Here is a 25,010-nt window from a genome sequence, read left to right as displayed (position 1 = left end):
CGCTCTGCGCGGCCGGACGGAGGCCCTCCCCCTCCCCAAGGCGGATCGCAAGAATACCCGAGGGGCCTCCCTTCCCGGTCAATGCCAACAGAGTCCAAGGCCGCTGCACCGGCGGCGGATCCTCCTCGCCCGCTTCTCTTCGCGCTTTCCAGAAACGCTCCGCCACCGCCCTCAGCTCGTCCAACCGATCTCCGCGGCCAAAAATCGTCTCGGCCGAACCTCGCTCCCCACCCACGATGAGAGCGATATCGGAAGCTTTGAGCAGCGCTCCCAAACGTTCTAACAAGCTATAGATTGACGATTCCGGATCGTCGTCCGCATCGGACGCGCGACCTAACTCCGTTATCAGAAGCAGAGATTCGTCCAACGGATCCAAGCGATGCACTCGACTCGTTTCCACAAAATCCCAGACTCGTCACGTGATCTTTTTCACATAGCCCGCTCATGACGGGCGCGACCAATCAAGGCCGACGGCTCCGACTTTCGACGGAACCCCTCTCTTCTAACGTGAACTAACGTGAATCCCCGCGATCCGTAGGGGCGACTTCCGCTTCCAAGTAGGAGACAAGATCTTGGAACTTCGGTGCATTTTTCGGATCACATTCCAAGAGCGTCTGATGAGCCCGAAGGAGCAGCTCTCCCGTCGTTTCCTTGTGCGGCACACCCGCTTCTAAAGGGCGAAGCCCGGAGGCATCGTAAGGGACCAGACTCTCCACGCACTCGAAAAGCCGATCCAATCCCAATGTCCGAATGGATTCCAAAACCCGGCGGCTGCTTCCAGCGACCCGAAGGGTTCCCCCCGTTTTGCGCAACTTCAGCGCCGGCCTCGCCAACGTTCCGAGAAACGTACTGTCGAGATAGGTGCACTCCGTTAAATCTACAAGGAATTGATTAGTTCCGCATTGAATAAGATAATCGCAATGCTGGCGCAGTGAGAAAGAATGTTCGAAAGATCCCGCTCCTATAACTTTGAGCACGGCTATGCCATTGAGATTTCCGGCCAATACAACACCAGTTCTCACTCGAGCACACTACGCATCCCCGGCCCTAAGTCAACTCGCCTTTGCTTTCTCCTCCCTTTCCGGGAGCCGGGTAGGTTTTACCGTACACGCATTCCGGATGGCGAAGCGAGGAATTCCTCGGCGATTCTTTCGCTTCCTGGTAAAAGAGTACGTCGATGGCTCGGTCCAGTCCTCCCCCTTTGCGGGCGCTCGTGCTCGGATCGGGCACCTCGCAGGGGGTGCCGATGATCGGATGCCGCTGCCCGGTTTGCCTCTCCTCAGACCCGCGCGACTCCCGGACCCGGGCTTCGCTCTACGTCGACGATGGGACTCTCCCGTTTCTGATCGACACGGCGCCCGATTTGCGCTTGCAATGCCTCCGTGAGGGGATTTCGGATGTCGGCGCCGTCCTCTATACCCATCACCACGCCGATCATGTGCTGGGCCTCGACGACTTGCGCCGCTTCTGCGAGCTCCGTCGGGAACGGCTGCCTATCTACGGTCCCGCCGCGACGCTCGAAATTCTCGGTCGTATGTTCCCGTACGCCTTCGATCCCAGGACGGAGTCGGCCTCCTATGTTCGACTCTCGCCTCGTCCCGTGCAAAAAGCCTTTCCTCTCGGCACGCTTACCGTTACCCCCCTGCCGGTGCCGCACGGCCGAGTTACCACCTTCGGCTATCTCCTCGAACGCCAAGGACGCAAGCTCTTGGCCTACCTCAGCGATTGCGAGGCCGTTCCGGACAACATTCTCTCGGTGATCCATTCGGTAGAAATTCTGATCATCGACGGGCTGCGGGACGAACCGCATCCTACGCATTTGACGGCACAACAAGCCGTCAAGGTCGCCAGGCTGGCGGCTGCAAGGCAGACCTACTTGACGCATCTGACCCATCATAAAAGTCACCGAGATCGCGAAGCCGACCTTCCAGCCGGTATCGGGGTCGCTTTTGACGGCTTAGCGATCGTCTTGGATCCCCCATGTTGATCGACACCCATGCTCATCTCTATTTTTCGGAGTTCTCCAACGATCGGGAAGAGGTCATCACCCGCGCGAAAGCGGAGGGCGTGGATCGAATCGTAACCGTCGCCACCGACCTCGACTCCAGTCGATCCGCTCTCGCGTTGGCGCAGAAACATCCGAGTCTGGCTTGCGCGGTCGGGATCCACCCGAAGAACGCCCATGCCGCACCTCCAGACCTGCTCGCGAAACTGGAAGAAATCGCCGCGCAACCTGCCGTTGTCGCGATCGGGGAAATCGGGCTCGACTATTACCGCCTGCCCCCCGATTCGGAAGAGGCGGAAAGGGAAAAAGCCTCTCAGCGGCGCATCTTCCGAGACCAGCTCGCTTTCGCTCGAGAGAAAGGTCTTCCGGTAATAATCCACCAGAGGTCGTCGTGGGAAGACACCCTTGCCATTCTTGACGAAACGGACAACGTCGTGCGGTGTGTCTTCCATTGCTTCGGGGAAGCTCCGGAACGACTGCGGGAGCTGCTCCGGCGCGGCCATTTCGTTTCCTTTACAGGAATCGTCACTTTCTCCAACGCCCCCTTGTCGCGGGCCAGTGCCCAAGCGGTGCCCATGGACAAATTTTTCTTGGAGACCGACTGTCCCTATCTCGCTCCGGTCCCCTATCGAGGCAAACGCTGCGAGCCCTGGCATGTCCGCCTCGTGGCGGAAGAGATCGCCCGGTTGCGGAAGCAGCCCGTTTCCGAAATCGGCGAAGTCAGCTCACGCAATGCCCGTGCCTTCTTCCGATTCGCCGATTGACAGCAAGCCTCGGAACATTCCAGATAAGAAGTCCCATGGACAAGACGACCGAAAATCCACCTTCTCGAGCTACCTACGAAGAGAAACCGATTGGATGTCATCGAGCTTATTCGAGCCGAATCTTCGACGGAATCGCGCGGAGTCCGAACCGCTCGATGCTCTATCCGCTCGGATTCCGGCGAGAGGAGTTCGAGCAGAAGGACTTGATCGGAATCGCCTCGACCTGGAGCCAGGTGACCCCGTGCAACATGCACATCGACGGATTGGCTCGAGAAGCCGCTGCGGGCGCGGAGGAGGCAGGAGCCAAGGCTCTCATTTTCAACACGATCACGGTTTCCGACGGCATCTCGATGGGAACAGAAGGGATGAAGTACTCCTTGGTTTCCCGGGAAGTAATCGCCGATTCGGTGGAAACGGTAGCGGCAGCCGAAGGAATGGACGGGCTTGTGGCCATCGGCGGTTGCGACAAGAACATGCCGGGCTGCTTGATCGCCCTGACGCGGCTCAACCGGCCGAGCATCTTCGTTTACGGCGGAAGCATTCTTCCAGGATGCTATCATCAGCAGAAAATCGACATCGTCTCGGTTTTCGAGGCGGTGGGTGCCCAAGCCAAAGGCGATCTCTCCCTCGAGGAGTTGGCCGGAATCGAAAGCCATGCGATTCCCGGTCCGGGCTCTTGCGGGGGAATGTACACGGCGAACACGATGGCCTGCGCCATCGAAGCGCTCGGGATGAGCCTTCCGGGAAGCTCGACCGAACTCGCCGTCTCCAAGGAAAAGCGGACCGGCTGCCGTGCGGCGGGAGCGGCGGTCGCTCGACTGATCGAATCCGGCATTCGGCCGCGAGACATTCTTACCCGAAAGGCGTTCGAGAATGCGATCACCGTCGTCATGGCTCTCGGCGGATCGACCAACGCCGTTCTCCATCTTTTGGCAATTGCCCATGCGGCCGAAATCGAGCTCAGTCTGGACGATTTCCGGCGGATCGGGAAGCGGGTGCCCGTCCTCGCCGATCTAAAACCGAGCGGCCGCTTCGCGGTCGCCGATTGGACGGAGATCGGCGGACTCCCTCCGCTTTTACGGCGACTCTTGGAGAAGGGTCTCCTTCACGGGGACTGCGTGACGGTCACCGGCAGCACCCTTGCCCAAAATCTAGACCGGATCGACGATTATCCCACCGACCAGGAGATCATCTTGCCTTTCGAAAAACCGATCAAACCGCAAGGCCATATCGTCATCCTTCGCGGCAACCTAGCGCCGGCGGGTGCCGTAGCGAAGCTGACAGGGAAAGAAGGACTCCGCTTTACCGGGAGCGCCCGTGTCTTCGACTCGGAAGAGGGGGCCTTGGAGGGCATCCTAAACGGTTCGGTCGTCCCGGGAAATGTCATCGTCATTCGCTACGAAGGACCGAAGGGAGGCCCCGGCATGAGGGAGATGCTCTCACCCACTTCGGCCGTCATGGGCCGAGGCCTCGGGAAGGATGTGGCCTTGATCACTGATGGCCGCTTTTCCGGCGGAAGCCACGGCTTCCTCGTCGGTCACATCTGCCCGGAGGCGGCGGTCGGCGGGCCTCTAGCGATCGTTCAGGATGGAGACAGAATCACCATCGATGCCGAAAAGGAAGAGATCCGATTGGAGCTCCCCGAGGAAGAGATCGAGCGGCGTCGGGCGGCGTGGACGCCACCGGCGCCCCGATACACAAAAGGGGTGCTCGCCAAGTACCGCGCACTCGTAGGATCCGCCCATTTAGGGGCGGTAACCGACGGAGAAGGCTTGTTGCAGGAGGCGCGCTAGCGCGCCTTCTCTGCAAAGTTCCTACCGAAAGCACCGTTCTTGGGCGAGGAAACGGAGCGGCTTTCCGCTTTCCCTGCGGCGCTGTAGGGGAAAGGCCGGCCTCGAGTCCACCGATCTCAAACCAACGCAACCGTAACCGTTCCTTAGTACGAGCCGCCCCAATAGGTTGCCGGCACCGGAAACTCCTTCCTATTTCCCCGGATCACCGCCTCACGCGATGGCCGCGGATGGAGGAAACGGCCAGACCAAAAAGGCCGGAGGATTCGCGAAATCGCGGGCATAGCCGAAACGAAAGGGGAACTTCCTCTCAAAAAAGTTCCCCATGCTGCCGTGTGGAAATGGGGCCTTTCGACCACTTTGCAGGCAAGTGGGAGCCTTGCCGCGTGCCTCCGTCTTCCAGTGAAGGCCTGGCGTCAGCATCGCGAGCAACGCCGGCTCCCGTAATCGGACGTATCGGAGGAAAGGCATGCATTCCAAGCACGCGCAGCACAGGGAAATTCATCGCGAACTCTGCTCAAAAACTTTTTTGTCGATCCACCGCCGAACTCCCGGTTTTCGTCAAAGAACCCGCCGGTCGTCGGATTCAAGCCTCCCGCAGGGACCAACCTTGCGATCGCAAGGCCGTCCGAACATCGGCCAGCCACCCATTGACCTCTTTGTCCGTTAGCGTGCGGTCGGGAGATCGGAAAGTCAAGGCATAGGCCAGCGACTTCTTGCCCGCCGGCAAGCGAGCGGCCGATGGATCGCGAAACAAATCAAAGAGCCGGAATTCCTCCAGGCACGAGAGCCGAATCGACTCGACGACGCGGCAGATTTCGGCGTGGGTCACGGCCTCGTCGACGACGACGGCAATGTCCCTCCGAATCGGCGGATAGATCGGCAACGGCCGAAAGACGGTCTTTCCCTCCTTCTGCGAAAGCCACGATTCGAGATCGTACTCCAAGAGAAAGAGCTCTGCGTCAATCTCTCGTCTCGCGGATACCTCCCGGGAAATACTCTCCAATCGCACGCGCGCCTCTCTCGGGATCGCAAAGACGTTTTCCAGAAAATCCGCCAGCCCCTTGAGGTCGTAAAAGTCAAAGTCTCGCTCTCCGGCCAGCCAGTGAGCCTCCTGCGCCTTCCCTGCAGCGAGGATGGCAAGCCGCTCCCGCTCCTCCACGCGCCCCCGGCGTCGATGGACGACCCGCCCCAGCTCAAAAAGTCGCAAGCTCCGGTTGCCCTTCGCCCAGTTGGTTCTCGCAATCTCGATCAGCCCGTCTCCAAGCTGAGAGCGCAGAAAGCGAAAATCGACGTTCGCCGGATTCGACAGCTCGACTCCGATTTCCACCGGCTCCGTCGCGGCAAACGGCAGGCTGATGCACTCTTGCCATCCGCGGGCAGCAAGGGCACTTCTCACCGCTTCCCTCCGATCCCACCGATGGTCGTCTCGGCTCTTCCTCGCCCATCCGACGGAAACACGGGAAGGGAGCGCCGCCAAACCCCGCATCCGAACGATCTCTTCCACCAAGTCCGCTTCCCCCTCGAGATCCCCTCTGTAGCTGGGGACATTCCAGAGCCAGCCTTTCTCGTTCTTTTCGGCGAGCTGGAGCCCCAGCCGCTCTAAAATCCCCTCTACCTCTTCAGCCGGGGGAAGCTCTCCGCAAAGCCGCTCCACGGTTCGAGCTTGCAGCCAGATCGGCGTTGCACCCAAGGGTAACGCTCCGAAGGCAGAGGTTCCAACGAGCTTGGCGCCCGCCCATTGGCAAAGCAGTTGAATCGCCCTCTCCTGGGCCAGCCAAACGATCCCGGGATCGACCCTTCTCTCGAATCGATAGGAAGCTTCGGTCGAAAGCGAATGCCGACGCGCCGTGGCCCGAATTTCGGTTGGGCGAAACCAAGCGCACTCCAAGAGGACCCGTCCGGTCTTCTCGCTCACCGCCGACCGCTTGCCCCCAATCACTCCCGCCAATGCCTCGGGTCCCCGCTTGCTCGCGATCACCAAATCCGCCGGATCCAGAACCACCTCCTGGTCCGCCAGGGTGACCAAACGCTCCCCGGCCATGGCGCGCCTCACCGTTACGTCCCACGACGGAAACGCATCGGCATCAAAGGCATGGAGAGGCTCTCCCAGCTCGAAAAGCACGAAGTTCGTCACGTCGACGACGATGTTGATGGGTCGCGCGCCCGACCCGCGCAGCCGCTCTTGCAGCCAGGGAGGACTGGGCTTTACCTCGATTCCTTCGAGTAGGGCCGCGGAGTACCAAGGAGCCACGTCGGGAGCGCCCAAGAGGACTCTCCCGGGAAAAGGCTCGGCGACGGACAAAGAGTCGCTCCAAGGAAAGGGAAGCAACCGACCGCAACCCAAAGCGGCCAACTCCCTCGCCACTCCCAAGTAGGAGAGCAGATCGGGACGATTGGGGGTAACCTCGACGATCCATTCGATGTCCGTCGGGAGAACCGCTCCCACGGAAGCTCCCAACTCACTGTCGGCCGGGAGAAGCAGAATCCCATCCGACGTCTTCCCTTCCAGCCCCAGCTCCTCCGCCGAGCAGAGCATCCCTTCGGAATCTTCCCCTCGAATCCGCCTCCGCGCGATTTCCAACCCTCCCGGGAGGACGGCTCCGACAAGAGCAAGGGCGACTCGATCCCCTCGATCGAAATTCGCCGCTCCGCAGACCACGTTCACCTCTCGTCCCGGGATCCGGACCCGAACGAGCCGGAGCCGATCCGCGCCGGGATGAGGCTTCCAATCGACCACCTCGGCAACCACGATTCTTGGATCTTCGGGTCCCCGTCTCCGCCAATGCGTCACTTCCAGACCGCTCATCGTCAAACGGTCGACGGCTTCCTCGACGGGCACCGTGCATTCGCAATATTGGCTCAGCCATTGCCAGGATATCTTCATGGACTACCTCTCCTTTTCTCCTTGGTCTCCCGATTCCCCTTTTGCCAGATGGCTCCGTAGAGAGGGTCGCCCTTGCTCCGAAAGATTGTTTCGAAGTGACTCCAGGGGAATTCGACGGGATGCTCGGTCCGGTCGAATCCGGGCAGGGCGGCAACCATCCTCTCGACGGCTCCGTAATAATCGGAATCATCGGTCAAAAGCCGGAAACAGCCACCCGGCTCCAACGCACGATAGAGAGCAGCCAATACGCGGGCGGTCAGCGTCCGGCGAATCCGATGGCGTCGCTTCGGCCATGGATCGGGAAAGAGGACGTGAATCTCCCGGCAGGAAGAAGCTCGCGACCAAAAGAGCAACAAATCATCCCATGGGAACCAAAGAGTCCGAAGATTGGGAAGCCGCCGGATCTCGGCGGCTCGCTCGATCTTGCGAACTCTGCTCCACTTTCGCTCCACCGCCAACACATTCCATTCCGGATGGAGCTCGGCGTACGCGGCCGCGAAGCGACCGTTGCCGGCCCCAAGATCGCAGACAATCGGAGCCGGACGAGGAAACAACTCCTGCCAACTCCGCGAAAAACCCTCCGGCTTGTCCGGCTTCGGCACGCGCACATCCGGCAGCGCTGTCTCCACCGACTCACACATGACGGCTGTCGTCGGGATCCTTCTGTCGATAGCCGCTCGCAATCCTCTCCTGATTGACCCGATGCTTCTTTTGATAGGCGAGGAAGAGATCGTCGGCGGTCATTCCGAGGACCTGAGCCGCGGATACCAAGAAGTGGAAAAGGTCGACGAGCTCGACCCGTGCATTTTGAAAATCGCGCTTCTGGTAACGGGCCCACCACTTCCATGGGACGCTGTCGGTCAACTCGGCAATCTCCTGACTCATGGCTCGCGCATAGTTGAGCAGCCACCGCTCCCGCCCCTCCTCATCGAGAGAAGCGGTTTCAATGCCGATCTGACGGTTGAGGCTTTCCTGCAAAGCAAAAATCGCCTCGAGCTTGTCCGACTTTTTCACCTTCCCCTATTCCTCCGTTCGGATCCTGCCCTTTGCTAAGGAGAGGAGCAACGACCGGAAAGCAAAGAACCACTCCCCGCTTTTTCAATCGAGAAAATATCGCTCTTCTTCTTCAGTCGGCTTTCGACAAATCTCGCTTTTCCCAAAGAAGCGATAGCGGCCGGCGGCCACCCGGTCATAGAGTCGATCCAGCCAAGGTAACGGGAGAATCCCGAGCAGGGCCGCCAGCCAACGATAACTCGGGAGCTGCCGCAATATGACGAGGACCGCTTGCCCGCGCACAAAGATTTGCTCTCTCCCCTCTCCCGTATACCAAACGACCACCAGGGAGTCCGACCGCGGCGGAATCCCTGACTCTTCGACCAGATTATGGAAGCTCGCTCCTTGAAGAGGCGCATAGCGGAAGACGTGCCGACGATCCCGGCGCAATACGAACCGCACAAAACGGTTGCACAGACCGCAAACTCCATCGAAGTAGATGACCCCCCTATTGTCTTGCCTCATTCGAGCTCCCGCTCAATCTCGATTAGGCCTCGGCCGCGACAAAGGAGAAAACTCTACGGAGACGGCGAAAAGCCATGCGGAGAGGTCTTCTTCACAAAACATTTGACAAGCTATCCGAAGCCTTTCACTCATAAATTATGCTCGTGGATAAGCGAGGATCGCGCTCAAGGATCCTCCAGTTCATCGAATCTTACCTTCAGAGGCACCATCGACCTCCTACGGTTCGAGAAATTCAACAGGGATGTGGCTTCCGCAGCCCGCGAGCTGTCTCTTATCAACTCGAGCGACTCGAGGAGATGGGCTCGATTTCCCGGCAGAAGAATTCCCGAGGAATCCTCCTCCGAAAACACGTTGCGGACGGTTTTCCAATTCCGGTTTTCCCCTCGATTCCCGCCGGTAGACCGGCGTTAACGGAGGAACCAGCAGACGAAACGGTGCGGTTGACTCCGGAGTCCTTAGGCATTTCTAATCGGACCGCCTGCTTCGCCGTTCGCGTACGCGGATCGAGCATGATCGGAGCGGGAATCCTCGACGGTGACTTGGCGCTCCTCGAAAAGAAGAAGCCGCGGGAAGGACAGATCGTCGCTGCGCTGATCGACGGGGAGTGCACGCTCAAGAGGCTGATCTGGGACTCAAGGCTCGGTCACGTTCTTCGATCTGAAAATCCCGACTTCGCCGATCTGCGGCCGGTGCAGGATCTCACGGTTCAGGGGGTATTGGTCGCCATCGTCCGAAAGGTCGAGTAGGGGAACGGGACACAGCTTGAGAGCATCCCGCGAATTTCTCCCTGCAATTGCGTCTTGCCAGAGCGGCCGCTTCCTCCGTTTCATAAGGCGCGAGGATTGGAGAGGCTGCGCGGGCCAACGTTGCGCACGCTTCTAGGCGGCAGCGGCCGATTCCGCGAGAACTTAGCCCTTTTCGAGCTCTACCGTGCATCCCTCGTTGAGTGTCGTTCTGCCCATCTACAATGAGGCGGGAATCGCCGCTGCGGTCGCCGCCCGGATCACGAACTTCGCCGCAAGCCGCCCCGATTACGAGTTCCTCCTAGTCGACGATGGTTCGGTTGATGGCACGCCGGAGATACTTTCGACAGCACTCGCGAAGAGCTCTCTCCCCAACGTCCGATTGCTCCGCTATGCTCCCAATCGTGGGAAAGGGCATGCCGTTCTCTTTGGATTCCGACAGACGAAAGGGGAGTATCTCTGTTTTACCGACGGCGATCTCGCCTATCCGCTCGACTACCTGGAGCAGATTGCGGTGGCATTGCAGGAATCCGATGTCGCAATCGGCTCCCGCACCCCCTGCCGCGCTTCCCAAGGGGCTCCCAATCTGCGGCGACGATTCCTCGGCCTTGCCTACAATCGTCTCGTCCATTTCATCCTGGGACTGCCTTACGCAGACACACAAGCCGGCTTCAAAGGATTCCGTCGAGCGTCCGCTCAAAGACTTTTCTCTCTTCTGCAAGCGAACGGCTTCTCCTTTGACGTCGAGATCCTTTTCCTCGCCAAGAAATTGGGATATCGGGTTCGAGAAATCCCCGTTTGTCCGGCAAAGGACCACTCGTACAAGACGGGGAAGGTAAAACTCTTGCGCGACTCCGCTTCCATGCTGATCGATCTTTGCCGGATCCGGATACGGGATTGGCTAGGACTTTACGATGAGGGAAAAACGCGCACTCCTTAGCTTCGACCTAGAGGAGTTCGATCTCCCCGTCGAATTTCGGCGGACTCTCCCAGAATCCGAACAGGTTGCAGTCAGCCTCGTCGGACTCCAGCGTCTCACGGCCCTTTTGGCCGATAGGAAGATCGTCGCGACGTTTTTCTCGACTGCGATATTGGCCACCAATGCCCCGGTTGCGGTACGGGAGCTAGGAAATGCTCACGAGATTGCCTCTCACGGTTACGCCCATACCGGCTTTTCTTCCTCCGATCCCGATCGTTCGAAACGGGTCTTGGAGGAGATCACGGGGCGGCGCGTGTTCGGATACAGAAGTCCCCGATTTCGGCCCGTTGCCAATCATCTCCTTCGGAAAGCGGGCTACACCTACAACTCTTCGGAAAATCCGACCTTTCTGCCGGGACGCTATTGCCGTCTGCTCTCCCCGCGGAGGGCTTACCGGAAGGGGGATCTGCTCCAGATACCGGTTTCTGTCTCTCCGTGGATCCGCTTCCCTTGTTTTTGGCTGGCTTTCAAGAATACTCCCCCCTCTCTCTTCCGAACGATCGCCGGCTGGACCTTGGCGGAATCGGGTTATCTTCACCTCGTCTTTCACCCTTGGGAGTTTGCGGATCTGGGCGATTACGGACTCCCCCGCTGGGTCTCGTCCCCATGCGGCTTCGAGCTGCTCGAACGGCTCGCCTCCTTTCTCGACTGGCTCGCCCTACGAGCGCGTTTCACTACTCTCGCCGACTTCTCCGCGGCCTTCCTCACGCGATGAAACCGAAGCGCGGGAAGGAAAGCCCGCTCTGCGGGACCGGAATCCTTCTCTGGCTGGGCTATTTTGTCGTCCTCTCCCTGGTCGTGGCTCACGCACCGGAGCACGCGGTAACACCCACCTATGCCGCCGCAAGTGAAGCCTGGTGGCAGCACCGCAGCCTTTATGACCTGGGAAGCGTGCATGGATTTCTCTACCTTCCGCAATCGGCGATCCTTTATACGCCCTTTTCTCTTTTCCCCCCAGTCTTGCGGGAGATTCTTTGGCGAGCCGTCAATCTCGCTATCGTCGCCGGCGCCTTGGTCCGACTGGCCCGCTTTCTTCCCAAATCCCCCGGATCCTTCGTGCTCTTGAGTCTGCTCACGATCCCGGCATCTCTCGCTTCCGCCCGCAACGGCCAAACCAATCTGCCGTTGGCCGGGGCGATGATTCACGGGTTTCTGGAAGCTTCGAACGGACGATGGAACCGGGCGTCCCTTTGGCTTCTCCTAGGCTTGGTCTACAAACCCGTCGCGATTGTCCCCTATTTGCTGGCCGGAGCGCTCTATCCCCGTCTCCGCGGATCCCTTCTCCTCTGGACCCTTCTCTTTCTCGCACTTCCTTTCCTCTTTGGCCCCGTCGACTTCGCACGCGACCAATATTTGCACTTCTGGCAGAAGTTTCTCCTCTCCGGCCAACCCCACGAACCGAGCTTTTCGGACATTTCCGGTCTTTTGGGCGTTCTACGACTCCCCGTGGATCCGGTCTGGCTCTTCGCGATCCGGGCGATCGCCGCGCCTTTGACGCTGCTCCTCGCAGGGATCGCCCTTCGCCGCGACCGCCTTCACGCCGCTCTCTGGCTAGACGCTCTCGCCGCCGTCTACCTGATGCTCTTCAACCCGAGAACGGAGGCCAACTCCTACGTTCTTCTCGCCCCGTCGATCGCCGCTTTCGCCCTAAGGGAGCTTTCGCTCGGCGGGCGCAAGAGCGGGGCGGCCCTCCTTGGAATCACTCTCGGTCTCGGTTCGTCCAGCTATGGGCCCGTTCACGGCTGGACCAATCTCTGGCTGCAACCCCTCCTTGCCTTGATCTTTCTAGGATATCTCATTCGCCGCTGCGTCCGGCCTCTCCCCGATGCCGATTCGGGGGATCTTCTCCCCGCATCGGGTCCGGCGAACGTCTAAGTTTTCCTCCGCTACGTTTCGTTCTCCGCCAGCGTCAGGCGAAGTCGCATGCGGGGAAAATCGAGCGTCACTCGAAATAGCCGGCAAAAGCCGCTTCCCACATACCCCCCCAACGGGAGCCCTTCCCCCTCTTCGATACGAGAGGGGAAGGGGGCGATGATTCCCGCGACATTGTGAACGGAGAAGCCTGCCAATCGCACCTCGGGAAGAAGGATCGGCAAGGCAAGATAGCGTCCTCCCACTCCCGAATAGCGATCTGCGCGCTTCGGCAGGGAGACTCCAAGCTGAATCGCCGCCCGCCGGCTCAGCGCCAGCACGGTCTCCGCGGCTCCGGTGTCGAGAAAGACTAGCAGCTTTTCCCCCGAGGCGACCCCCAGCGGCACCACGACAAGCCCTCCCGGGGTCAAGCGCAGCGGCAGATCGGCACTCCCACGATCGACGCTCGTCGATGCTCCTTCGGCGCTCCGCTCCGTTCCCGCCCTTTGCAAAAAAAGAGACCGCTTCGGATAATCCAATGTCACTACGAATCGCCGGAGAAACTCCGAACCCAAGATTCCCTCGAACGACTCGCTCGCTCTTTCCGGCCGAGGAAGATTGACGATTGCAACCGGAATGTTCCGGACTTCCGTGGTGCCCAACCGGAGAGAATCGAGGCGTGCCAACTTCCCGTTCGTCTTTCTCCCGCCCGCTCCGAGGAGTTGCGCCGCTCCCAGAGGAAGGAGACGAATCTCCTCGGCTAGCTGGCGGTCCAAAACGACGCAAGATGCACCCGTATCGATCAGGAAATCGGCCCGCCGTTTTCCGGCGACCAGAACGCGCACGATGGGCCGCGCTCCTGAGCCCACCCAAGCAAGTCGGACTTGATCCGGTCCATGCACCGACAAGGGCGGTTCGCTTCCGAAGGCGGCAAGCTGCTCCGCTTCTGCTTCCCCGCCGAGCCTGCGCAAAAGACCCACTGCATCGGGAAATCTCCCTTCCCGTCTCCAGAGCACCGCGAGTAGGGACGCCGCTTCCGGATCGGGGTCGCCGACACGCAGCGCCCGCTCGAGCGCCTGCTCGGCTTGCTCCATCTTGCCCTGCTGCAGCGCAATCGCCCCGAGCAATCTCCACGATTCCCCCTTTTCCGGATGAAGCAGGACCTCCTTCTGAGCCCTCCGGGCCGCCTCTTCGAAATTCCCTTGGGCTAAATAACAGCGCACCTGTGCAGGCCCCGCGTCTCCGTTTCCGCTCCGGGCAGGGGCCGCTGCGGCGGGCAAGAAGAGCAGCAGAAGGAAAATGCCTGAGCAGAGCGACATTCCCGATCGCCGGCTCTCGCTCATACGCACCTAGCACCGCACAAGGATAGCTTGGGACCTAAGGTATGCTTTCACTGAAGGAATCGAAACTTCTCCCGAATGGAAGATTCCCGCAGCCAAAGCCGCATCCGCCTGACCTAAGCAAAAGACCTCGGCGAAATCCTCGATCTTCCCGGCGCCGCCGCTAGCCACGACGGGCACGGAGAGCTCTCCGGACAGCAGATGGATCAAGGGCCAATCGTATCCGCTCTTCATTCCGTCGCAGTCGATGCTATTGCAAACGATTTCTCCGGCACCCAACTCGACCCCTCTTCGCGCCCAATCGAGAGCCTCCCATTCGGTCGGACGTCGCCCCCCGTGGCTGAAGACGCGCCACGACCCGGGCCCTGTCCGCCGGACGTCGACCGAAAGGACGATGCATTGAGAGCCGAAGCGTTCCGCTCCCGCACGAATCAGCTCGGGATCCGCCAGGGCCGCCGTATTCACGCTGACCTTGTCCGCACCGGCGAGCAGCATCTCTCGAATATCCTCTATCGTTCGGACCCCGCCACCCGCCGTCAGAGGGATAAAGCAGCGGTCCGAAACCGCGCGTAAGACATCGAGAAGCGACTTTCTTCCCTCCACGCTCGCCGTAATGTCGTAAAAAACGAGCTCATCCGCTCCTTCGTCATTATAACGAGCGGCCAGACCGACCGGATCTCCAACGTCCCGCAATCCGCCCTCCTCGGCTCTCCCGAACTGCTCTCCGCGGGTTACGCGCCCCGCATGTACATCCAGGCAAGGGATGATCCGCTTAGCAAGCATTCGGCATCTCCTTTTGGTCTGCGGCTGCGTTCTCCGCGGCTTCGATCTGGCGAAGCGCTTCGTAGAGGACGATCGACACGGCGTTGGCCAGGTTCAGGCTTCGCACTTTTGGGTTGTAGATCGGGATCGTAAAAAGATGCGCCCCGTATTCGGACAGGATCCTTTGCGGTAAGCCGCGGCTCTCCTGCCCGAAGAGAAGCACATCGCCGCTCCGATAGACCGCCTCCGTGTAGCTGCGATACGGGCCGGTTTCGAAAAAGAGCAGCCTTCGTCTTCCCATCGCGCTTTGAAATCCCTCCCAGTCCTCCCATCGTCGGAGAATGACCTCCGACCAATAATCGAGCCCCGCCCGCCGCGCCGCGCGATCGCTCACCGAGAATGGAAGCGGTCCGATCAGGTGGAGCGTCGAACGGGTAGCGGCACAGAGTCGCGCGATGTTCCCCGTATTGGGAGGGATCTGGGGAGCAATCAGCCCAATCTCTAAAAGAGCGTCGCCGTTCCTTCGTGTCACAACCCCGTTCCTCGTGCGGAGTAAGAGGCCTTCCCCGTTCTCCCCGAGCCTTGCCCGGCGTCCGTTCCGCTCTTCACCGAGTAATAGACCCGGAGAAGGTAGAGCCCCCACGGGGGCGCGGCGGGGGAGCGCACTTCCGGTCCTTGCTCGCGAGGATTGCTTCGAGATCCGCCACGGTCAACCTTCCCTTTCCCACTCGCACCAGGCCGCCGACGATATTCCGGACCATGTGATAGAGAAAGCCGTCGCCCGTAATCCGGATCCGCACCAAAGCTCCCTCACGGCGGAATGTCAAATCGGATATCGTTCGCACGGTCGTTTTGTAGATTCGACCGGGATTGCTCGCAAAGGCCGCGAAATCCTTGGTTCCAACGAAAAGCTCTCCGGCCTCTCGCATCGCCGACTCCGCCAGCGGGAGAGGAACGTGCCAGACGCGATCGACAAGAAAGGGATCGAGGAAGGCATGGTTCCAAAGCCGGTACTCATAGCTTTTGGCTCGCGCGGAAAAGCGAGCGTGAAATCCCGGATCGACGATCTTGACCTTGCGAACCCGAATCGCCCGCGGCAAAAAGTAATTCAAGGCTCTCTCCAACTCGGCGCAGCTCAACTTTTGCGGTGCGACGAAGGAAGCCGTCTGTCGGAGGGCGTGGACTCCAGCATCCGTCCGACTGGCTCCGGCGACCTCGACCCTCCTGCCCCAGATCCGCTCTACGGCGCATTCGAGCGCTTCTTGGATCGACGGCTTTCCTCTTTGACGCTGCCAACCGGAAAAGCCCGTGCCGTCATAAGAAAGTTCGAGGCGATGTCCGACCAGAGCAACCTCGGAAAGGGGGCGCTCAGACCGGCTCTCCCGCGCGATTGCTCTCCGGCCATCCCACATAGGAACTTCCTACCCTGCAGCTCTCCGCATCTCAAGGAAGTCGCACGAAGCTCTTGTAAGAAAGCTCCCCGTTCTTGCATCGGGAAAGCCCGTCTTTTCGCAAGGGAACGGAGGGGTCGACTCCCGAACGGCCCGAACGGGAAGCGAGCGGGGCGGACCTACTCCGGTCCGAGCAGATAGGAAAATCCGACCAGCCCGCCCACTTCGTTCACGCCGATATTGCGCGCAGCCATATCTGCGTTAGACATGTGATGGAAGAGAGCTTCGGCGTTCACCGACCAGTGCTTGGTAAGCATGTAGCGGAAACCGGCTCCAGCTTGCGGAGTGAACTCGATCGCTTGGCCGACCATCGATTGCCCGGAAACGGTATAGGCGTCCGTGAAAACAAAACCTAATCCACCTTCGACATAGGGTACGATCCGCCAGTTCGGCTGGACGAAGTTATACCGGACGAAGACGTTCGGACCCACCACCACGTTGCCGCTCATGGGACCGGCGAAGATTCCGCTCGCGTAGAGATCGACGAGGACCTCGACGTTACCGCGAAAGATCCCATTTCCCTTCGGCGTCGTTAACATCCAGCCCCAGCTCAGAATGGTCGGTGCCTCATCGAAGGTATATCTGCCTCCCCCACTCCCCAGGGAAAAGAGGGCGCCGGACATAACCTGAATTTCATTCGTGCCCTCCCGGAAAAGGGCAAGCTCCGGAATGCTCTCCGTGTCGAGCGTAGCCCCACCCTTCGCATCGGTGCTCTCGGAAGAAGTCGAAGCCGCATACGAAGGGTTGGATGCGGCTCTCGCTATTCCCCACGAGCCAAGCAGCCCAAGGGCCAACGCCACCGACAATGTCCTCCTCATAGACCTATTCTGGTTAGCAGCCGCAACGCCATGAAAGCCAGCATTTTTTTCTTTTTCCCACCTGTCGGGAAAGCCTCCTCATGTCTCCCGAAGCAACAACTCGTCCAGATAGGACTGGAGGAGGACGGCAGCGGCGACTCCGTCGATTTTTTTCCGACTCTCTTTCTCCTTCCGTCCCGATTCCCGAAGATAGTGGGCCGCTAGCTTGGTCGTGAGCCGCTCATCCCGCAACTCCACGGGGATCGGCACCAACTGCTTGCATTTCCGTGCAAACTCCCGGACGCGTTCCGCCGCCGGCCCGTAGGATCCGTCCATGTTCCTCGGGAGACCGACGAGGAGAAGGCTTACCTCGTATCGCCGAATGAAATCCTTGAGCTGTCGGACGAATTCGGCAAAAGGCTCCGCCGGGAGATATCCCAACGGCAGGGCCAGACTCAGCGTCGGGTCGTTCACGGCGACGCCGATCCTCTTGGTCCCGTAATCAAGCGCAAGAATCCCCAACTTTTCCTCTCTCCCCGGTCAATCTCCGGCTCTCTCCGAGCCCGCTCTTCCCTGACGTCCGATGCACGCTGTCAGCCAGTCGGAGCGCAAAACGTTCGACCCTTTCGCAGAGGTCCGGCTCCGATCCCCACGCGCCGATCCGCTCGACAAGGGCGCTGCCGATCACCACCCCATCCGCGTAGGCCGCCACGGCGGCGGCTTGCTCCGGACTCGAAATACCAAAGCCGACGCAGGCCGGCACCGTGCAAAGCCTCCGCATCGACCGAACGAGCTCCTCCGCTTCGGCAGGCGCTTCGCGGCGTACGCCGGTCGTGCCAAGACGAGCCACGCAGTAAAGAAATCCTTGCGCCGCCTCGGCAATGGCCCGCCGCCGGCCGAGATCGGTGGTCGGAGCCACCAGGTGAATCCTGGTGAGCGAGGACTCCAGGCATTCGAGTCCGGGCAGCCGCTCCTCCAAAGGCAAGTCTACCAGCAATATCCCATCGGCCCCCGCTTGACTCGCCTCGGAGGCAAAACGATCCAAGCCCCTGCGCAGCAGTGGGTTGAGATAGCTGAAAAGAACAAGGGGAATCTGCGAAATCCTTCGAATCTGCGCGACCGTCTCGAGGACCCCCTCGACCGAAGCCCCCGCTCGAAGCGCTCGGTAGGAGGCCGCCTGATTGACTTCCCCGTCGGCAAGGGGATCCGAGAAAGGAATGCCCAACTCGACGAGATCCGCCCCCGCACGCTCCAACGAGAAAACCAGGTCGCATGTTGCCGAAAGCGCCGGGTCCCCTGCCGTGATGTACGGAATGAATGCTCGTTTCCCCTCCAGAGAGAGGGAGCGAAACTTCTCTGAGATCCGACCGTTCACAAGAGGGTGCCTACTTTCCTCATCTCCGCTCCAAACGTGCAATCGGGGATCTTTTCCACCAAGAGCGGAAAGCCCGCGCCATAAGCTAGACCTTCCCCCCTCGCCGCTCCAGCATTTTCCCATTCCCGCAATCGATCACCGCTGGGCCCGTTTTTGACGCCCGCGTACGCACCAGAGCCTTGCTTCGCCAGCGGGATTTCCCTATGATTACCCGAATGTCCACAGAGAACCACTGGAAACAATCCCAACCGGTCCCGACATCCCTGTGGCACTCCGACACGGAGCGGGCCAGTTGCGGCGTCGGCTTTGTCTCCACTCTAACCGGGACACCTTCGCACAAGATTCTGGAGATGGCCCTATCCTCTGTATGCGCGCTCTCCCATCGAGGGGCGGTCGACGCCGACATGAAAACGGGAGACGGAGCCGGAGTGATGACCCAAATTCCGGTCGGACTCTTCCGCAAGGACATCGAAAAGTGGGGAGCAAAGCTCTACCGAGACGATGACTTGGCGGTGGGCTTCTGCTTCCTCCCCCCGGAAGATTCCTACGAACAGGCGCATTGTCGCAAAATCGTGCAGGAAGCCCTCGCTGAGCATGGCCTCTTCCTATTCGGCTGGAGAAAGGTTCCCGTCCACATGGATGCGTTGGGCGACAAGGCCGCGCGTACCTGTCCGGAAATGGAGCAAGTGCTGATCGGCAAGCCGGAAGATCGCTCTCTCTCCTCCCTCGAGTACGAGCGAACTCTCTACCTCTGTCGCAAGAAGATCGAGCAGCGACTCGCCCAAGACGGGGTCAAGAGGTTCCATCTGCCCTCCTTCTCGAGCCGCACGATCGTCTACAAAGGACTCTTCGTCTCTCCGCAACTTGCGAAATTTTATTGCGACCTGCACGATCCCGCCTTCGAGACGGCTCTGGCGGTCTATCACCAGCGGTACAGCACCAACACCTTTCCCGCCTGGTCTCTCTCCCAACCGTTTCGCGTGCTCGGCCATAACGGCGAAATCAATACGATCTTGGGAAATCGACTCTGGATGCGGGCCCGGGAAAAGGATCTCGCGGATTCCTCGTGGGGCGGAGAGGCCGGTTGCTTGACACCCGTACTGCTTCCCGGAGCGAGCGATTCCGCCAACCTCGACAATGCGGTCGAACTTCTTCTGCATTCGGGCTACGACCTGCTCCACGCCATGCTCATGCTGGTGCCGGCCGCTTGGCAGGCGGAACCTCGCCTGACCGCCGAGGAGCGGGCCTTCTACGAATATCACGAGCTGCTGAGCGAGCCCTGGGACGGCCCGGCCGCGCTCGTCTTTTCGGACGGAAGGACCGTAGGCGCATGCCTGGATCGAAACGGGTTGCGTCCGGTCCGCTACAAAATTACCGAGGACGGAACTGTCGTCCTCGGCTCTGAGGTAGGCATCGGGAGCCTCGACGAGCGGACTGTCGTAGAAAAGGGACGGCTGGGGCCCGGAGAGATTCTGGCGCTCGACACCGTCTCCCGCCGTCTCCTCCGCAGCGAGGAAATAAAAAAGCGTTTTCTCGAGAGGCTTCCCTATCGAGAGTGGCTCGCTTCTCACTCCTACCGTCTCGCTTCGGGCCCCACCGCAACGACTTTGCCCGCGGAGCCGCTGCCTCTGTCGGAGCTTCTGGCCTTCGGATACGATGAGGAGGAGATCAAGCAGGTCCTCAAGCCGATGGCGGAAAGGGGCGAGGAATCCGTCGGGTCGATGGGCGACGACGCCCCGCCCGCAGCTCTCTCCCGGGAGCCGCGGATTCTCTACTGGTATTTCCGACAGCTTTTTGCCCAAGTCACCAATCCTCCCATCGATCCTCTACGGGAGCGGTTGGTGATGTCCTTGGAAATGTGGGTAGGGCGACGGCCGAATCCGTTGTCGCACCATCTCCCCGAAGGAGAAGTAATCCGCCTCTCCACTCCGTTCTTGACCGATGGGCAGCTCGCCGAGCTCCGCAATCGGCCGGAGCCGAGCCTTCAAAGCCGAACGATTTCCTGCCTTTTCCCTGTGGGAGAAGGAGAGCAGGGCTTTCTTCGACGACTCACGGAGATTCGGCAGGAAGCCGAAGCGGCGGTGGCAAGCGGAGCGTCGATCCTCGTGTTGAGCGATCGGGGCGTTTCGCGGAGCGAGGCGGCATTACCGATGCTCCTCGCGGTCGGGGCGGTACATCACCACCTGATTCGTTCGGGGAGTCGCATGCGCGCCACGATCCTCTGTGAGACCGGGGAGTGTCGCGATGTCCACCACTTCGCCTGCCTGATCGGATTCGGCGCCGCCGGCGTGAATCCCTATCTTGCGCTTCGGCTCTATGCCGATCTCGTCTCCCGCAACGAAATCAAGACAGCCGATCCGGCGATTGCCGAAGGGAATTACCGGAAGGCCGTCGAAAAAGGGCTCCTGAAGATTCTTTCGAAAATGGGGATTTCCACCCTTTGGAGCTATCACGGCGCGCAAGTCTTCGAGGCTTTGGGCCTCGGCTCTGAGGTGATCCAAGAATGTTTCGAAGGGGTTGTCTCCCATTTGGGAGGGATCGGATATCGCGAGTTGGCGGATGAGGCCCTGGCCCGACATGCGGCCGCCTTCGTCCAGGACCCGAAACTCACCGATCGCGGTCGTTACCGATTCAGAAGGGAAGGGGAGAGCCACGCCGTGACCCCTCCTCTCATCCAAAGCATCCACACCTTCGTCGGCCTCAAGGGGCAGGACAAGGCCGGCCGGCATGAGGATTACCGGAAGATCGGGGAGTCGCTTGCGACGAGCCAGCCGCTCGCGATTCGAGATTGTCTCCGTTTCCGTAAGGGGGAAGCGATCCCCCTTTCGGAAGTCGAGCCGGTGGAGGAGATCCGACGCCGCTTCACGACGGCGGGCATGTCCTTGGGAGCCCTCTCGCCGGAGGCTCATGAGACATTGGCCTTGGCGCTCAACCGCATCGGAGGGAAGTCGAACACCGGGGAAGGAGGAGAAGACCGAACGCGCTTCGTTCGGTTGCCGAACGGAGACTCCCTGAACAGCGCTATCAAGCAGGTGGCGTCGGGACGATTCGGCGTTACAGCGGAATACTTGGCAAGCGCATCGGAAATCGAGATCAAGATGGCACAGGGTTCCAAACCGGGAGAGGGAGGCCAGCTTCCCGGGCACAAGGTCACCGCTTTGATTGCTCGGTTGCGGCGGAGCACGCCCGGCGTGATGCTCATTTCGCCTCCTCCCCATCATGACATTTACAGCATCGAGGATCTCGCCCAGCTCATCTATGACTTAAAACAGGTCAATCCCCGTGCCCGGGTCTGCGTGAAGTTGGTGTCCGAGGCGGGGGTGGGCGCGATTGCCGCAGGCGTCGTAAAAGCCCACGCCGACGTGGTCCTGATCAGCGGCCATGATGGAGGCACCGGAGCTTCTCCACTCTCGTCGATCAAGTATGCCGGCAGTCCATGGGAGATCGGCTTGGCGGAGACCCAACAAGTGCTCCTCGCCAATGGCTTGAGAAGCCGAGTGACTCTCCGGGCGGACGGAGGGATGCGCACCGGCCGAGATATCGTCATCGGAGGGCTCTTGGGCGCCGAAGAGTTCAACTTCGGAACGATGGCCTTGATCGCTTTGGGCTGCGTTTACGTTCGGCAATGCCATTTGAACACCTGCCCCACGGGGATTGCGACGCAAGAGGAACGGCTTCGAGGCAAGTTTCGCGGCAAGCCGGAAGGATTGATCGCCTATTTCGACGCGGTAAGCCACGAAGTACGCGAAATTCTCGCGAGCCTCGGCGCCCGCACCTTCAACGAGATCATCGGCCGCGCCGAGCTGCTCGAACCGAAAGAACTTCCCGATCACAGGAAGGCGAACCTGCTCAATCTCGGATCCCTCCTCGCCTTCCCCGGAGCAGGAGAGACGGAGCCCCGATTCCACACATGGGAGAGGAACGATCCGCAGGGCGATCGCCCGCTGGACGACATTCTCCTGCAGGAGGCGAAGAGCGCCATTCATTCGAAGGAACCGATCGAGTTGCGCCATCGGGTCCGAAACGTTCATCGTTCGATCGGAGCCCGACTCTCCGGGGAGATCGCCTATCATTTCGGCGACGAGGGACTGCCGGATGGAACGATTCGGCTGCTTCTCACGGGAAGCGCCGGCCAAAGCCTGGGAGCTTTCCTCGTCAAAGGAGTAAGCATCTTTCTGGAGGGCGAGGCGAACGATTATGTCGGTAAGGGAATGTCGGGCGGAGAGATCGTCTTGGTTCCCCCTTCCGGATGCCACTATCGGCCGGAGGAAAGCGTCATTTGCGGCAATACCGTCCTTTACGGCGCCACGGGCGGCGTCCTTTTCGTGAGAGGAAAGGCCGGCGAGCGCTTCGCCGTCCGCAACAGCGGCGCGCAGGCGGTCGTCGAAGGCATCGGAGACCACGGCTGCGAATATATGACCGGCGGTATCGTGGTCGTCTTAGGTCCGACCGGGAAGAATTTCGGAGCCGGGATGTCGGGCGGGATCGCGTACGTCTTCGATGAAACCGATTCCTTCAAGGAGCGGTATAATCCGGAACTGGTGCGTCTGGAACGAGTTTCGCAGGATGAAGACCAGAAGCAGCTCCAGGCACTCCTCTATGGACACTTGGAGCGGACCGGCAGCTCGCCCGCAGAGAAGACCCTCCGAGAGTGGGAACGCTTCCGACCTCTCTTTTGGAAGGTCGTTCCCTTCCCGCCCGCGGGAAAACCAGCGGAGGCTCCGAAACCGGAGGAGATGCGCGTGCAGGCCGACACGATCGATGCCCGCAGGTGATCGACCGAGTTAACGGTCTTTGGGATTGAGCCCGAGGAAGATCCATGCGGCAAAGGCGCCCGCCAAGAGTTCCGTGATCCAATAGAGCGCCAGATTCGGCCAAGCGATTAGCCCGATCCAGCCGAGCCCAATGGCGACCGCCGGGTTGAAAGCGCCTCCGGAGACCGAGCCTGCGGCAAAGGCGCCCACCATCACCGTCATGCCGATCGCAAGCCCGTAGAAGGAATTACCGGTCGTTCCCTTGGCCGTTGCCGTGTTGAGAACTACGTAGACGAGAGCAAACGTGAAGAGAAATTCCGCTAGGAGAGCCGGCCCGACGGAGAGAGTCATCCGTACAACCGGTACGTTTCCCTTGATCGCCTGCGCGGCGACGGAGGCTAGGATCGCTCCCGCCCCCTGGGCAATCCAATAAGGGACGAGATCTTGGATTGAGCATCGGCCCCGCAACCAGACTCCGAGCGTCACCGCGGGGTTGTAATGACCGCCGGAGAGATGGCCTCCGGCAAAGACCATCACCATGAGCGCGGATCCGATGGCGAGAGGCGCAACGACTCCGGGCGGTGGTGCGATCACACAGCAGCCCACCGTCAGCATGAGGAAAAACGTTCCGATCCATTCACAAACGTACTTTCGCATGGTTCTCCCCTCCTGGCTGTTCCTCTGCATGTTTCCTAAGCGCTCTCTTGCCGCCTCCAACCGAAGCCGCCTCCTTCGCGGGGCTGGTTTTCCATCCTCGCAGTATGTCTTCCTACGGCTGCGGCGGAAAATCGGCACGCTGCTCAGTTAGGAACATCTTACGAAATGCGGCTCCGCTACGAAACGCTACCGCTCTTTTTTGAGACTATCGGTTCTTTCGCTTTGCGAACGAGCGCACCTTATCGGCAATGACAGATCCCGCAACGTTTGCAGCCCGAGAAAACATCCCATTCTCTCCTTGCGCGAGAGAAAAAACTGCTTTCCCTATTGAGCCATAGGCCGTGCCAATGGAATTCTTTCAATTGCGCTATTTCCTCGCGGTCGCGGAAGCCCAGAGTTTTACTCGGGCCGCGGAACGTTGCCACGTCAGTCAACCATCGCTCAGCCAACAGATCCAGAAGCTGGAAGAGGAGCTCGAGCAAAAGCTCTTCCACCGCTTGGGCCGCAAAGTCTTGCTGACGCAGGCCGGAGAAACTCTCTTTCGTCACGCTTGGGAAGCGGTGAACCAGCTGGAGGCGGCGCGGCGAGAGATCGCTACTTCGGCTGGGCCTTTCCGTGGAAAAATCATCGTCGGGGCTATCCCGACGATCGCCCCCTATCTCTTACCGGAAACGATTCGATCTTTCCGCCAACGTCACCCCGATGTAGAAATTCTCCTCAAAGAGGAACTTACCGAGCACATTCTCACCTCTATCCTCGCCGGCGAAACGGAACTCGGAGTGCTCGCCCTGCCCGTAGACGATCCGCGATTCATTGTCGAAAAGTTGGCAGTCGAGCCCCTTTTTTTTGCTTTTCCCTCGACACATCCGCTTGCCCGAGGCAAGCAGAGCGTCCGGTCGCAAGATCTAGCAAACGAGCCGCTGATTCTTCTCGACGAAATGCATTGCTTGGGCAAGCAGCTCGCCGACTTTTGTCGCCGTCACGGTTTGAGTTCTCGGGTCAATTGTCGCAGCGCCCAGCTCTACACGATCGAGAGACTCATCGCAACCGGCCAAGGTATTTCTCTGCTTCCCGCCATGGCGTTTTTGCAGGACCGGAAGCCCTCTCTCTCCTTCCTGAAGCCGGCGGACGAGCTCCCTACTCGAACGATTGCCGCCGTCCGGCACGGCCGCCGGACTCCGGGAGCCGCAACGCGACTTTTTCTGGAGGAGCTTCGGCTCCGAATCCGCACGCTGCTCGGCGATCACTTTCTCTCTCCCGAAACGGCGATCCCCTTGGGAAACGGGCAATCCGATGCGCCGGCGCCCCAAAAGTCTCCCTCCGCTTGCGTGTGAAAG

23 protein-coding genes and 1 other RNA gene are annotated in these 25,010 nt (G+C 60.2%); 9 read left to right on the top strand and 15 right to left on the bottom strand.

Annotated features, from left to right (window positions below):
* A partial coding sequence (locus tag FN369_RS05710; protein ID WP_142525229.1) for a hypothetical protein occupies nucleotides 1–400 on the bottom strand: 400 nt, incomplete at its 3' end.
* A gap of 112 nt (nucleotides 401–512) precedes the next feature.
* Entirely contained in the window at nucleotides 513–1,022 is a 510-nt protein-coding gene (locus FN369_RS05705) for an STAS domain-containing protein (RefSeq protein ID WP_142525228.1), read from the bottom strand.
* Between the two features lie 155 nt (nucleotides 1,023–1,177).
* On the opposite strand from FN369_RS05705, the gene FN369_RS05700 reads away from it, so the two are divergent.
* From FN369_RS05700 to ilvD, 3 genes are read left to right on the top strand one after another with little or no spacing between them, the layout of a single operon-like run.
* On the top strand, nucleotides 1,178–1,987 hold the full coding sequence (locus tag FN369_RS05700; RefSeq protein ID WP_246189579.1) for an MBL fold metallo-hydrolase: 810 nt from the start codon (nucleotides 1,178–1,180) through the stop codon (nucleotides 1,985–1,987).
* The gene (locus tag FN369_RS05695; RefSeq protein WP_142525227.1) at nucleotides 1,981–2,769 is read left to right on the top strand and encodes a TatD family hydrolase; all 789 of its coding nucleotides are present in this window, start codon (nucleotides 1,981–1,983) and stop codon (nucleotides 2,767–2,769) included. Before FN369_RS05700 ends, FN369_RS05695 begins: the two co-directional genes overlap by 7 nt.
* A 35-nt stretch (nucleotides 2,770–2,804) precedes the next feature.
* A complete protein-coding gene (gene ilvD / locus FN369_RS05690; protein ID WP_142525226.1) occupies nucleotides 2,805–4,562 on the top strand; it encodes a dihydroxy-acid dehydratase in 1,758 nt (585 codons plus the stop codon).
* A 313-nt stretch (nucleotides 4,563–4,875) separates the two neighbouring features.
* Here the strand turns inward: ilvD and ssrS are convergent.
* The 5 genes from ssrS to FN369_RS05665 form a co-directional block, all read right to left on the bottom strand.
* Nucleotides 4,876–5,060: non-coding RNA, 6S RNA (ssrS, locus tag FN369_RS05685), on the bottom strand.
* An 85-nt stretch (nucleotides 5,061–5,145) separates the two neighbouring features.
* Entirely contained in the window at nucleotides 5,146–7,446 is a 2,301-nt protein-coding gene (gene pheT, locus FN369_RS05680; RefSeq protein ID WP_142525225.1) for a phenylalanine--tRNA ligase subunit beta, read from the bottom strand.
* Nucleotides 7,443–8,075: a tRNA (guanine(46)-N(7))-methyltransferase TrmB gene (gene trmB / locus FN369_RS05675; RefSeq protein WP_178087703.1), complete on the bottom strand. Its 633-nt coding sequence runs from the start codon at nucleotides 8,073–8,075 to the stop codon at nucleotides 7,443–7,445. The genes pheT and trmB overlap by 4 nt, the downstream gene beginning before the upstream one ends.
* Nucleotides 8,076–8,079: 4 nt before the next feature.
* Nucleotides 8,080–8,460, bottom strand: a complete 381-nt coding sequence (locus tag FN369_RS05670; protein WP_142525223.1) for a dUTPase — start codon at nucleotides 8,458–8,460, stop codon at nucleotides 8,080–8,082.
* Between the two features lie 84 nt (nucleotides 8,461–8,544).
* Nucleotides 8,545–8,964 carry a thiol-disulfide oxidoreductase DCC family protein gene (locus FN369_RS05665; RefSeq protein WP_142525222.1) on the bottom strand — a complete coding sequence of 140 codons (420 nt, stop codon included), beginning with the start codon at nucleotides 8,962–8,964 and terminating at the stop codon, nucleotides 8,545–8,547.
* A gap of 137 nt (nucleotides 8,965–9,101) precedes the next feature.
* Between FN369_RS05665 and lexA the strand changes: the two genes are divergently transcribed.
* The 4 genes from lexA (at nucleotide 9,102) to FN369_RS05645 (ending at nucleotide 12,561) form a co-directional block, all read left to right on the top strand.
* Entirely contained in the window at nucleotides 9,102–9,710 is a 609-nt protein-coding gene (lexA, locus tag FN369_RS05660) for a transcriptional repressor LexA (RefSeq protein WP_142525221.1), read from the top strand.
* A 196-nt stretch (nucleotides 9,711–9,906) separates the two neighbouring features.
* A complete protein-coding gene (locus FN369_RS05655; protein ID WP_246189577.1) occupies nucleotides 9,907–10,647 on the top strand; it encodes a glycosyltransferase in 741 nt (246 codons plus the stop codon).
* Nucleotides 10,622–11,401 carry a polysaccharide deacetylase family protein gene (locus FN369_RS05650; protein WP_142525219.1) on the top strand — a complete coding sequence of 260 codons (780 nt, stop codon included), beginning with the start codon at nucleotides 10,622–10,624 and terminating at the stop codon, nucleotides 11,399–11,401. The genes FN369_RS05655 and FN369_RS05650 overlap by 26 nt, the downstream gene beginning before the upstream one ends.
* Complete coding sequence (locus tag FN369_RS05645) at nucleotides 11,398–12,561, top strand: glycosyltransferase family 87 protein (RefSeq protein ID WP_178087702.1); 1,164 nt, start codon at nucleotides 11,398–11,400, stop codon at nucleotides 12,559–12,561. Before FN369_RS05650 ends, FN369_RS05645 begins: the two co-directional genes overlap by 4 nt.
* Nucleotides 12,562–12,572: 11 nt before the next feature.
* Here the strand turns inward: FN369_RS05645 and FN369_RS05640 are convergent, their stop codons facing one another.
* From FN369_RS05640 to trpA, 7 genes are all read right to left on the bottom strand, one after another.
* The gene (locus FN369_RS05640; protein WP_178087701.1) at nucleotides 12,573–13,856 is read right to left on the bottom strand and encodes an aspartyl protease family protein; all 1,284 of its coding nucleotides are present in this window, start codon (nucleotides 13,854–13,856) and stop codon (nucleotides 12,573–12,575) included.
* Nucleotides 13,857–13,886: 30 nt separating this feature from the next.
* Nucleotides 13,887–14,660, bottom strand: a complete 774-nt coding sequence (hisF, locus tag FN369_RS05635; RefSeq protein ID WP_142525216.1) for an imidazole glycerol phosphate synthase subunit HisF — start codon at nucleotides 14,658–14,660, stop codon at nucleotides 13,887–13,889.
* The gene (locus FN369_RS05630; RefSeq protein WP_142525215.1) at nucleotides 14,650–15,171 is read right to left on the bottom strand and encodes a tRNA (cytidine(34)-2'-O)-methyltransferase; all 522 of its coding nucleotides are present in this window, start codon (nucleotides 15,169–15,171) and stop codon (nucleotides 14,650–14,652) included. Before FN369_RS05630 ends, hisF begins: the two co-directional genes overlap by 11 nt.
* 73 nt (nucleotides 15,172–15,244) lie before the next feature.
* The gene (gene truA / locus FN369_RS05625; RefSeq protein WP_246189576.1) at nucleotides 15,245–16,051 is read right to left on the bottom strand and encodes a tRNA pseudouridine(38-40) synthase TruA; all 807 of its coding nucleotides are present in this window, start codon (nucleotides 16,049–16,051) and stop codon (nucleotides 15,245–15,247) included.
* A gap of 158 nt (nucleotides 16,052–16,209) precedes the next feature.
* Complete coding sequence (locus FN369_RS05620; protein WP_178087700.1) at nucleotides 16,210–16,908, bottom strand: acyloxyacyl hydrolase; 699 nt, start codon at nucleotides 16,906–16,908, stop codon at nucleotides 16,210–16,212.
* Between the two features lie 78 nt (nucleotides 16,909–16,986).
* On the bottom strand, nucleotides 16,987–17,409 hold the full coding sequence (gene ruvX, locus FN369_RS05615; RefSeq protein WP_142525214.1) for a Holliday junction resolvase RuvX: 423 nt from the start codon (nucleotides 17,407–17,409) through the stop codon (nucleotides 16,987–16,989).
* Nucleotides 17,390–18,262: a tryptophan synthase subunit alpha gene (trpA, locus tag FN369_RS05610; RefSeq protein ID WP_142525213.1), complete on the bottom strand. Its 873-nt coding sequence runs from the start codon at nucleotides 18,260–18,262 to the stop codon at nucleotides 17,390–17,392. Before trpA ends, ruvX begins: the two co-directional genes overlap by 20 nt.
* Before the next feature lie 215 nt (nucleotides 18,263–18,477).
* Between trpA and gltB the strand changes: the two genes are divergently transcribed.
* A complete protein-coding gene (gene gltB / locus FN369_RS05605; protein WP_374728760.1) occupies nucleotides 18,478–23,037 on the top strand; it encodes a glutamate synthase large subunit in 4,560 nt (1,519 codons plus the stop codon).
* A 9-nt stretch (nucleotides 23,038–23,046) separates the two neighbouring features.
* Here gltB and FN369_RS05600 read toward each other — a convergent pair whose 3' ends face one another.
* Nucleotides 23,047–23,673 carry an MIP/aquaporin family protein gene (locus tag FN369_RS05600; RefSeq protein ID WP_142525211.1) on the bottom strand — a complete coding sequence of 209 codons (627 nt, stop codon included), beginning with the start codon at nucleotides 23,671–23,673 and terminating at the stop codon, nucleotides 23,047–23,049.
* Nucleotides 23,674–24,020: 347 nt separating this feature from the next.
* On the opposite strand from FN369_RS05600, the gene FN369_RS05595 reads away from it, so the two are divergent.
* Nucleotides 24,021–25,007 (top strand): LysR family transcriptional regulator, encoded by a 987-nt coding sequence (locus FN369_RS05595; RefSeq protein WP_142525210.1) that lies wholly within the window; start codon nucleotides 24,021–24,023, stop codon nucleotides 25,005–25,007.
* Nucleotides 25,008–25,010: the final 3 nt, after the last annotated feature.

The sequence above is a fragment of the Methylacidimicrobium cyclopophantes genome (assembly GCF_902143385.2).
In the GTDB taxonomy this organism is placed as follows: Bacteria; Verrucomicrobiota; Verrucomicrobiia; order Methylacidiphilales; family Methylacidiphilaceae; genus Methylacidimicrobium; species Methylacidimicrobium cyclopophantes.
Note: the sequence above shows the minus strand (reverse complement) of the source record. Positions and strands in the feature narration are given on the sequence as shown.

What these genes read in the sequence shown, in the direction of transcription:
- FN369_RS05700 (WP_246189579.1), top strand. Translation starts at nt 1,178, where the DNA reads ATGGCTCGGTCCAGTCCTCCCCCTTTGCGGGCGCTCGTGCTCGGATCG.
- FN369_RS05695 (WP_142525227.1), top strand. Translation starts at nt 1,981, where the DNA reads ATGTTGATCGACACCCATGCTCATCTCTATTTTTCGGAGTTCTCCAAC.
- ilvD (WP_142525226.1), top strand. Translation starts at nt 2,805, where the DNA reads ATGGACAAGACGACCGAAAATCCACCTTCTCGAGCTACCTACGAAGAG.
- pheT (WP_142525225.1), bottom strand. Translation starts at nt 7,446, where the DNA reads ATGAAGATATCCTGGCAATGGCTGAGCCAATATTGCGAATGCACGGTG.
- FN369_RS05665 (WP_142525222.1), bottom strand. Translation starts at nt 8,964, where the DNA reads ATGAGGCAAGACAATAGGGGGGTCATCTACTTCGATGGAGTTTGCGGT.
- lexA (WP_142525221.1), top strand. Translation starts at nt 9,102, where the DNA reads ATGCTCGTGGATAAGCGAGGATCGCGCTCAAGGATCCTCCAGTTCATC.
- FN369_RS05650 (WP_142525219.1), top strand. Translation starts at nt 10,622, where the DNA reads ATGAGGGAAAAACGCGCACTCCTTAGCTTCGACCTAGAGGAGTTCGAT.
- FN369_RS05645 (WP_178087702.1), top strand. Translation starts at nt 11,398, where the DNA reads ATGAAACCGAAGCGCGGGAAGGAAAGCCCGCTCTGCGGGACCGGAATC.
- FN369_RS05640 (WP_178087701.1), bottom strand. Translation starts at nt 13,856, where the DNA reads ATGTCGCTCTGCTCAGGCATTTTCCTTCTGCTGCTCTTCTTGCCCGCC.
- hisF (WP_142525216.1), bottom strand. Translation starts at nt 14,660, where the DNA reads ATGCTTGCTAAGCGGATCATCCCTTGCCTGGATGTACATGCGGGGCGC.
- truA (WP_246189576.1), bottom strand. Translation starts at nt 16,051, where the DNA reads ATGTGGGATGGCCGGAGAGCAATCGCGCGGGAGAGCCGGTCTGAGCGC.
- FN369_RS05620 (WP_178087700.1), bottom strand. Translation starts at nt 16,908, where the DNA reads ATGAGGAGGACATTGTCGGTGGCGTTGGCCCTTGGGCTGCTTGGCTCG.
- gltB (WP_374728760.1), top strand. Translation starts at nt 18,478, where the DNA reads ATGTCCACAGAGAACCACTGGAAACAATCCCAACCGGTCCCGACATCC.
- FN369_RS05600 (WP_142525211.1), bottom strand. Translation starts at nt 23,673, where the DNA reads ATGCGAAAGTACGTTTGTGAATGGATCGGAACGTTTTTCCTCATGCTG.
- FN369_RS05595 (WP_142525210.1), top strand. Translation starts at nt 24,021, where the DNA reads ATGGAATTCTTTCAATTGCGCTATTTCCTCGCGGTCGCGGAAGCCCAG.